The 7,070-nt window shown below is 63.6% G+C and carries 7 protein-coding genes; 1 reads left to right on the top strand and 6 read right to left on the bottom strand.

Annotated features, from left to right (window positions below; all coding sequences use genetic code 11):
- Nucleotides 1-85: 85 nt before the first annotated feature.
- The 3 genes from ACTS1Z_RS10425 to ACTS1Z_RS10415 form a co-directional block, all read right to left on the bottom strand.
- Nucleotides 86-1,135, bottom strand: coding sequence for a hypothetical protein (locus ACTS1Z_RS10425; protein ID WP_442624396.1), 1,050 nt, complete (start codon nt 1,133-1,135; stop codon nt 86-88).
- A 244-nt stretch (nt 1,136-1,379) separates the two neighbouring features.
- On the bottom strand, nt 1,380-3,041 hold the full coding sequence (locus ACTS1Z_RS10420) for a serine hydrolase domain-containing protein (RefSeq protein WP_442624395.1): 1,662 nt from the start codon (nt 3,039-3,041) through the stop codon (nt 1,380-1,382).
- Nucleotides 3,034-3,516: a MarR family transcriptional regulator gene (locus tag ACTS1Z_RS10415; RefSeq protein ID WP_442624394.1), complete on the bottom strand. Its 483-nt coding sequence runs from the start codon at nt 3,514-3,516 to the stop codon at nt 3,034-3,036. Before ACTS1Z_RS10415 ends, ACTS1Z_RS10420 begins: the two co-directional genes overlap by 8 nt.
- A 123-nt stretch (nt 3,517-3,639) precedes the next feature.
- Between ACTS1Z_RS10415 and ACTS1Z_RS10410 the strand changes: the two genes are divergently transcribed.
- Nucleotides 3,640-4,545, top strand: a complete 906-nt coding sequence (locus ACTS1Z_RS10410; RefSeq protein WP_442624393.1) for a hypothetical protein — start codon at nt 3,640-3,642, stop codon at nt 4,543-4,545.
- 59 nt (nt 4,546-4,604) lie between these two features.
- Here the strand turns inward: ACTS1Z_RS10410 and ACTS1Z_RS10405 are convergent, their stop codons facing one another.
- The 3 genes from ACTS1Z_RS10405 to phoU form a co-directional block, all read right to left on the bottom strand.
- Complete coding sequence (locus ACTS1Z_RS10405) at nt 4,605-5,510, bottom strand: SDR family NAD(P)-dependent oxidoreductase (RefSeq protein ID WP_442624392.1); 906 nt, start codon at nt 5,508-5,510, stop codon at nt 4,605-4,607.
- 230 nt (nt 5,511-5,740) lie between these two features.
- Nucleotides 5,741-6,439: a phosphate regulon transcriptional regulator PhoB gene (phoB, locus tag ACTS1Z_RS10400; RefSeq protein ID WP_442624391.1), complete on the bottom strand. Its 699-nt coding sequence runs from the start codon at nt 6,437-6,439 to the stop codon at nt 5,741-5,743.
- Nucleotides 6,436-7,070: phosphate signaling complex protein PhoU (gene phoU, locus ACTS1Z_RS10395; RefSeq protein WP_442624390.1), on the bottom strand; the 635-nt coding region annotated here is incomplete at its 5' end. The genes phoU and phoB, both read right to left, overlap by 4 nt.

The raw sequence follows: 7,070 nt of genomic DNA, 5'->3' as shown, positions 1-7,070 counted from the left end.
CTCCCATTCATTGTACGCTGTGGGAGGTCGGGAGGGGGAGCGGGCCGGTGCGGCGATTTTCCGTCAGGAAAATTCTGACGATAAGTTACGCCGAAACCGCTTCCGTGCCGATCACCGGCAGCCGTTTCGTGACCGCTTCCGGCAGCGGCCGCACGACGAGGCCGCGCGCCGTATGCCAGAAGGCGGAGAGCAGCAGCAGGGCCGATCCGATCACCAGCGCGGCGAGCGCGATGTTCGTCTCGACTGCGCCGAACCGGTCGAACAGCCCGTTAAGTGCCCAGAGCACGTAGATCAGGCTCGACACCATCAGCGCGCGCCGGTCTATCGCCAATGCGATGCCGGCCATTACGATGTAGAGCCCGATAACGAGCGCCGCGCCCGCCACGGTCAGCGTGCCTTCGAGCACGCCGATCTCGGCGAAGATCGGGTGGACGATCAGCGGCGCCGCGAGCAGATGCAGCCAGAAGGCGACGTCGGACCGGCGCGTTTCGCGGACCGGGTCGCTCATGTCCCAGCGCATGGCCAGCGCGAATACGCCTAGGCCAGCGACGAGGAGCAGAGGGTGCAGAAAGGGCTCGACCTGTCCTTCCGTCACGATGGCGAGAAGGCCGACGACCGTCGCCACGACCGCTCCGGCGCCGGCTGCGATCGTGATCGGCACGCGGAACCGCCGCCAGTGGAAGAAGGCCGCGACCGCGGCCACTGCGCCCGCTATCGAGATATAGGTCGCGACGATCGCTTCGTCGCCCGGACCATATTGGTTCTCATCGCCCATCAGCCCCGTGCCGACCGCCGCGAACACGCCGCCGACAAAGGCGAGCAAGAGGAGGATCGAGGGAAAGGCCATGCGGCGGATTTTGGTGAAATATTCGGCGAGACCCCAGGACGCGACGGCGACGCCGAGCGCGCCGAGCCAGGGCGCCACTTCGCCGCCGAGCCAGGCGATCGCGACGAGCAGGAGCACGCTCGCTATCGCCACGAAGATATCGTTGAAGCCGGTGACGAGCCGGAAATGCTCCTCGTCGACCAAGGCGGTCGAGCGGTCGGCCGCCATGAACCGCCGGAATTTCGCTACATCGGCTTCCTTCAACGCCCCCGCGTCGATCGCCGCTTCGAGATCGCTTTCGCTGTACATCGGCACCCTTCCTGTTCTTGCCTGTATCGGGCCGCGATAGCATAGGTGTATTGGTGATGCAATACGGCACTACGATTGACAGTGGTTGACACGCTGCGGGGGTGAGGGTGGGGGCTTAAGTTGACAAAGTAGACGCACAGACGCCGGTGTGGGCGCAACGCCTTTGCGCACTGGAAAAGCGCAGGGAATGTGCGTTGCAGGCCATTGGCGCGATCATAGCGTATCGGCGGGGCTGTAGGACAGCTTATTGGCGTTGAAGCACCATCTCGGTGCCGTATAGATCGATCCGAGCGCTCTGGCCGTCCGGCGCGAATGCGACGGCGATCGGCATACCGCGAACGAAATAGGCGCCGTCCGGACGCCGGTACAACCGCCGCCCCGGCTGGCCCGGAAGGTGCAGACTCAATGCGCCATCGGCATAACGGATTGCGAAGATATCGCCGGAGGCGATCGCCCAGTCGCCTGCAATCCGCTCGGCCTGCTCGTGATCCAGGGGGACCGCGATCTCGGCGCCCTCGATCGCACCCGGAACGCGTCGCCCGTCACCGGGCTCGAGAGTCGCGGACATATAGTCGAGCCGACTTTCGCCGCCATCGTCCGTCGCGACGATGCGGAAATGGTTGAGCGTATCGGGCCTGTAGAAAAGGCCATTGCCGGCATAAGCCAGTTCGCGCCACGGCCCGCCATCGATATTGAAACGCGCGCCGTCCTGTACGTGGAGTTGCAGCATCCGGCCGTCGCCGAGCGCGTAGCGCCCCTCGAAATCGGCCAGGTCGTCGTCGCTGGCGCCGACGGGGGCGAGGTCGGGGATGGTCAGGCCGGCGAGGGTCGCAAGGATCCGGCGGGCCATGGTGGTCGTGTTGGGCCGATAGTAGCCGTTGCTCAATACGGCAACGGCGCGATCGCTTTCGGGCAGGTACATCCATGTCGCCTGAAAGCCGTTGATCGATCCGCTGTGCCAGATGACCCGCTCGCCCAGAAATTCGGTGACGTTAAAGCCGAGGCCGTAGCCCGTATCGCTGCCGTCCGGCAGGATCGTCGCCGTCCACGCCGCATCCCGCATCCGATCGCCGAGCAGGCGGCCGTCTCGCAGCGCATTCGTAAACAGCGTCAGGTCGCTGGCCGAACTCATCAGGGCGCCGGCGGCATAGGCGAGGCTCGTTTCGGCGGTGATCGTGTTTACCGGCCCGCTGCCGTCATGATCATAGCCGTGGGCGCGCCGCGGGATCACGGCGCTTTGCCGGTCATAGTGCGAGTCCGTCATCGCAAGCGGCGCGAAGATTTCCTCTTCGACATAGGTTCCGTAATCGCGGCCCTGCGGGTCCATCGCTTCGACCAGCAGGCCGAGCAGCACATAGTTGAAATTCGAATAGGATCGCCGCGACCCGGGCTCGAACTGGAGCGCGGCATCCGCCATCATGGCGACGATGCCCTCCGGCGCGATCGGATTGCGCATGATCGAGGGAATTTCCGGCAGGGCGAAATGGTCCGGCAGGCCGGACGTATGATCCAGCAGCTGCCGGACGGTCGGTCGTCCAAGCTGGCCTGGCAGATCCGGCAGATAGGCCAATATCGGCGTTCCGAGATCGACGCGCCCGGCTTCGACGTGCTGGAGAACGGCCAAGGCCGTAAACGGCTTGGAAACGGAGCCGATCCTGAACGAAGTGTCCGGCGTAACGGGGATCTGCCATTCGAGATCGGCCATACCGAACCCTTCGGCCCATATCAGCTCGCCACTCTCCACGATCGATATCGCGGCACCCGCGTCATCGCCGCCATAAGCAGCCTCTGCGATATCGGCGATGACGGAAATCGGGTCCGCCTGTTCGGTTTGGCGGGCAGGGGCCGCTGTGGAGGCGGCGAGCATGAAAAGTGCGGCAATGCCGCCGATCAGGGACTTAAACATCTCGGGTGTCCGTCAGGCGATCGATCAGCGACCTCCGTCCGAGCGCCGTCTCCATCGCAAGCAGCGCCTGTTCGAGATTGACGCCGATTTCGTCCCAAAGCGCATCGTATACGGCTTCGAAATCGCGCATGACGGCCACGATCTCTTCGACGACGGGCAAAGCCGCATCCGCGAAATCGTATAATCGCTTTCTGGCGTCGTCCGGGTCCTGATATTCGATCAGGAAATCCCGTTTAATCAACGTCTTGAGACGGGCTTCGATCATCTGACGGGAATGGCCGATCTCCCGGGCAATATCCGTGGAGGATAGCGGGCCAAGATTGTGCAGCGTCAGAACGATCGACGTCTTGCGCGCGTCGAAATCTATTCCGAGCCGGTCGAACGCTTCCGAACCCTGATCGCCGATCATTTCGGCGGCGCGCAGCAATATCGCTCCGAATTGCGGCGTGCGCGGTTTACTGTCCTGTCTACCCATAACGCAAAGATTTGCGCAAATATTTTCCTTTGTCAATATCGTCTCGATTCCGGGCTCGAAACCAGTCGAATTTTCTTTTGCGGCGAAATGTGTAGAAGCGCTCCGGGGAAGTCGGGAGCGGCAATGGTTTTCGGGGCGCATCGAGCGGCAAAAGAGGGTATTTTCGTAAACTATCGGCGCGACGATGCCGGAGGCTATGCCGGGCGCCTGTCCGACACATTGTCCGGCTATTTCGGCGCGGAGCGAATATTCCGCGATGTGACGGGCATCGAATATGGCCACGATTTCGAGGCGGTGATCGACGAGAAGCTGTCCGAGTCAGGGATTCTGATCGTCCTGATCGGCGAGAGCTGGGCCGGCGCGTCCGATCGCGAGGGGCAAAGACGGCTCGATGACCCGCACGATTATGTGGCCCGCGAGATATCGCTGGCACTGCAGGCCGGAATGCCGATCCTGCCTGTGCTCATCGGCGAGGCTCGCATGCCGCAGGCGGACGAGCTGCCGGAGAGCATCAGGGCGCTGGCGCGCTACAATGCGCTCACCGTTACCGACGAACGCTGGAATCACGATGTCGACCGGCTCGCCAAGGTGATCGCGATCGACGTGCCGGGTTCGGTCGCGCAGCGGCGGCTGGATCGGCTCAAGACGGCATCGTTGGCGCTTCTGTCTCTTGGCGGCATCTTGTCCGCCTCTGTCTTCTGTATGGCGGTGGCCGGCTGGGTCGAGGGTGGGGGCGGCATTCGCGATTACGGCTACACGCCGCTCGTCGCGTCCATCCCGTTCATGGCGATCTTCTTCGCCGGTGTGTTCACATTGCTGGGGTTACGCGACATCGAGCCGCGCAATCGCAAGTTCGGGTGGGGCGCAGTCTACCTCGCCGGCATCGGCGGAATCGGGAGCTTCGTCCACTATCTGCTGACGAACAACCAGACGCCGTCCTGGAGCTTGGTCGTGTCCTTCTGCGCGAGTACGATCATCATCATCGGCCTGCTGGCGCTGATCGCGATGGCGGGTTTCCGGGCAAAATAAAAGGGGCGTATCCGCCGCCGGATACGCCCCTTTGTCGAATGCAAGACGGGCCGGGAACGCTAGCCGGCCAGCGCCTGAAGCTTCTTCATCGCCTGCATGCCCTGTTCCGCGCCGCTCTGGGGGACGAACTCGCCGGAGCGGTCGATGATCTCGTCCCAGACTGCCGCGACGCCTTCGGCCGTGCGTTCGCCTTCGGGAAGCGCGACTCCCTGGGTGTGCGTCACGTACGACGCATGGAAGAAGCCGCCGCCCGCGCCCACGATCATGTTGGTCGGGGCGTCTTCGGCGACGAGATAGACGGCGGCCGGCACGACATTGTCGGGCGACAGCGCCTGGAACATTTCGGGCGGCATGATGTCTTCGGTCATGCGCGTGCCGGCGATCGGCGCGAGCGTGTTGCACTTGATGTTATACTTGGCGCCCTCGATGGCGAGCGTCTTGGTGAGACCGGCAAGGCCGAGCTTCGCCGCGCCGTAATTGGCCTGGCCGAAATTCCCGAAAAGCCCGGTCGAGGAGGCGGTCATCAGCAGGCGGCCATAGGCCTGTTCGCGCATCGTCTCCCATACGGCTTTCGTGACATTGGCCGAACCGTTGAGATGGACTTCGACGACGAGGCGGAAATCGTCCATCGTCATCTTCGCGAAGCTTTTGTCGCGCAGGATCCCGGCATTGTTGATGACGACATGGACGCCGCCCCAGGCTTCCTTCGTCTTCGCAACCATCTCGACCATCTGCTCTTCGTCGGTGACCGAGCCGCCGTTGGCCATCGCCGTGCCGCCGGCCGCTTCGATTTCCTCGACGACCTTGGCCGCCGCGTCCGAAGACCCCGTGCCGTCGCGCGCGCCGCCAAGGTCGTTGACCACGACCTTCGCGCCGCGCTTGGCGAGATCGAGCGCATAGGCCCGGCCGAGCCCGCCGCCCGCGCCCGTGACGATGGCGACTTTGTCTTCGAAGGAAATGGTCATGATCGGGACTCCGTGAAAGGACTGTGATTTCGGTTGACGTGCGCGTTAACCCGGTAGCCGGAGCGGTTCAAGCGAGTTTCCTTTTTGTCAGACTCAACCTGTCGGTTGAGCGCCGCACCGGCCCGCTCCCCCTCCCGACCTCCCAATCAGGGTACGCTCGTGGGAGGTCGGGAGGGGGAGCGGGCCGGTGCGGCGATTTCCCCAAAGGGAAATTCTGACGAACAACTCCCTTAGCCCGCCGTCTCCGCATCCAGCGCATAGCCGGCCGAGCGGACGGTACGGATAATGTCCGTCTTGCCGCCCTTGTTCAGCGCCTTGCGCAGCCGGCGGATATGCACGTCGACGGTGCGCGGTTCGATGTCGCTGTCATGGCCCCAGACCGAGTCGAGCAGCCGTTCGCGGCTGAACACGCGGCCCGGATGTTCGAGGAAATGCTTGAGCAGGCGGAATTCGGTGGGGCCGAGCGGGATGACTTCGCCGTCGCGGCGCACCTTGTAGCTCACCGTGTCCATCGCGACGTCGCCATGGACCAGCGTCTCGCCGGCAAGGGCAGGGCGCACGCGGCGCAGTACCGCGCCGACGCGGGCGACGAGCTCGCGCGGGCTGAACGGCTTGGTGACATAATCGTCGGCGCCGGTTTCGAGGCCGCGGACCCGGTCCTCCTCTTCGCCGCGCGCGGTCAGCATGATGATCGGCACATTGGCGGTATCGGACATGCGGCGGAGGCGGCGGCAGACTTCGATGCCCGACAGGCCCTCGATCATCCAGTCGAGCAGCACGAGGTCGGGCGGATTTTCGCGGGCAAGCAGCAGGGCCTCTTCGCCGTCGACCGTGTGCTGCACTTTGAATTCCTCGCGCTCGAAATGCCAGATCAGCAATTCGGTCAGCGCCATATCGTCCTCGACCAGCAGGAGTTTCGCCTTGCTCATTCTTCCAGCTCCTCCGGATCGGGTAGATACTGTTCGCCACCCGATCGATCTTCCAGATATTCGCCCGTCGCGGCGAAATAGACCATCTCGCCGATATTGGTCGCATGATCGCCGACCCGCTCGAGATTTTTGGCGATGAACAGCAAATGGGTCGATTGGGTGATGTTGTGCGAATTCTCCATCATATAGGTGAGGAGCGCGCGGAACAGGCTGTCATAGAAATCGTCGACGGCGGTATCGCGCTCGATCACCATCCGCGCCATTTCGGCATCGCGCGCGGCGAAGGCGTCGAGTACGTTATGGACCATTTCCTGCACGATCTGCGCCATGGCGGGCAGTATGCTCAGCGGCTCGATATCCGCGCGATGATCGAAGATCGGGACGCGCTTGGCGATGTTCTTGGCATAGTCGCCGATCCGTTCAAGCACCGTGGCGATCTTGATCGCGGCCACGGCCTCGCGCAGATCGTCGGCCAGCGGCGCGCGCAGCGCGATCAGGCGGACGGCGAGCCGCTCCACTTCGGCTTCCAGCTGGTCGATGCGGGCGTCTTCGTCGAGAATGCGGTTCGCGGTCTCAAGGTCGTGCCGGGTGAGCGCGTGGATCGCGTCGCCGATCGCCGTTTCGGCGAGCC

This window comes from Parasphingopyxis sp. (assembly GCF_052168295.1).
Taxonomy (GTDB): domain Bacteria; phylum Pseudomonadota; class Alphaproteobacteria; order Sphingomonadales; family Sphingomonadaceae; genus Parasphingopyxis.
The sequence above is the reverse complement of the archived record's forward strand: the minus strand, read 5'-3'. Positions and strand labels throughout refer to the sequence as shown.

Excerpts from the sequence above, each read along its gene's own strand:
- ACTS1Z_RS10425 (WP_442624396.1), bottom strand. The coding sequence starts at position 1,135 with ATGTACAGCGAAAGCGATCTCGAAGCGGCGATCGACGCGGGGGCGTTG.
- ACTS1Z_RS10420 (WP_442624395.1), bottom strand. The coding sequence starts at position 3,041 with ATGTTTAAGTCCCTGATCGGCGGCATTGCCGCACTTTTCATGCTCGCC.
- ACTS1Z_RS10415 (WP_442624394.1), bottom strand. The coding sequence starts at position 3,516 with ATGGGTAGACAGGACAGTAAACCGCGCACGCCGCAATTCGGAGCGATA.
- ACTS1Z_RS10410 (WP_442624393.1), top strand. The coding sequence starts at position 3,640 with ATGGTTTTCGGGGCGCATCGAGCGGCAAAAGAGGGTATTTTCGTAAAC.
- ACTS1Z_RS10405 (WP_442624392.1), bottom strand. The coding sequence starts at position 5,510 with ATGACCATTTCCTTCGAAGACAAAGTCGCCATCGTCACGGGCGCGGGC.
- phoB (WP_442624391.1), bottom strand. The coding sequence starts at position 6,439 with ATGAGCAAGGCGAAACTCCTGCTGGTCGAGGACGATATGGCGCTGACC.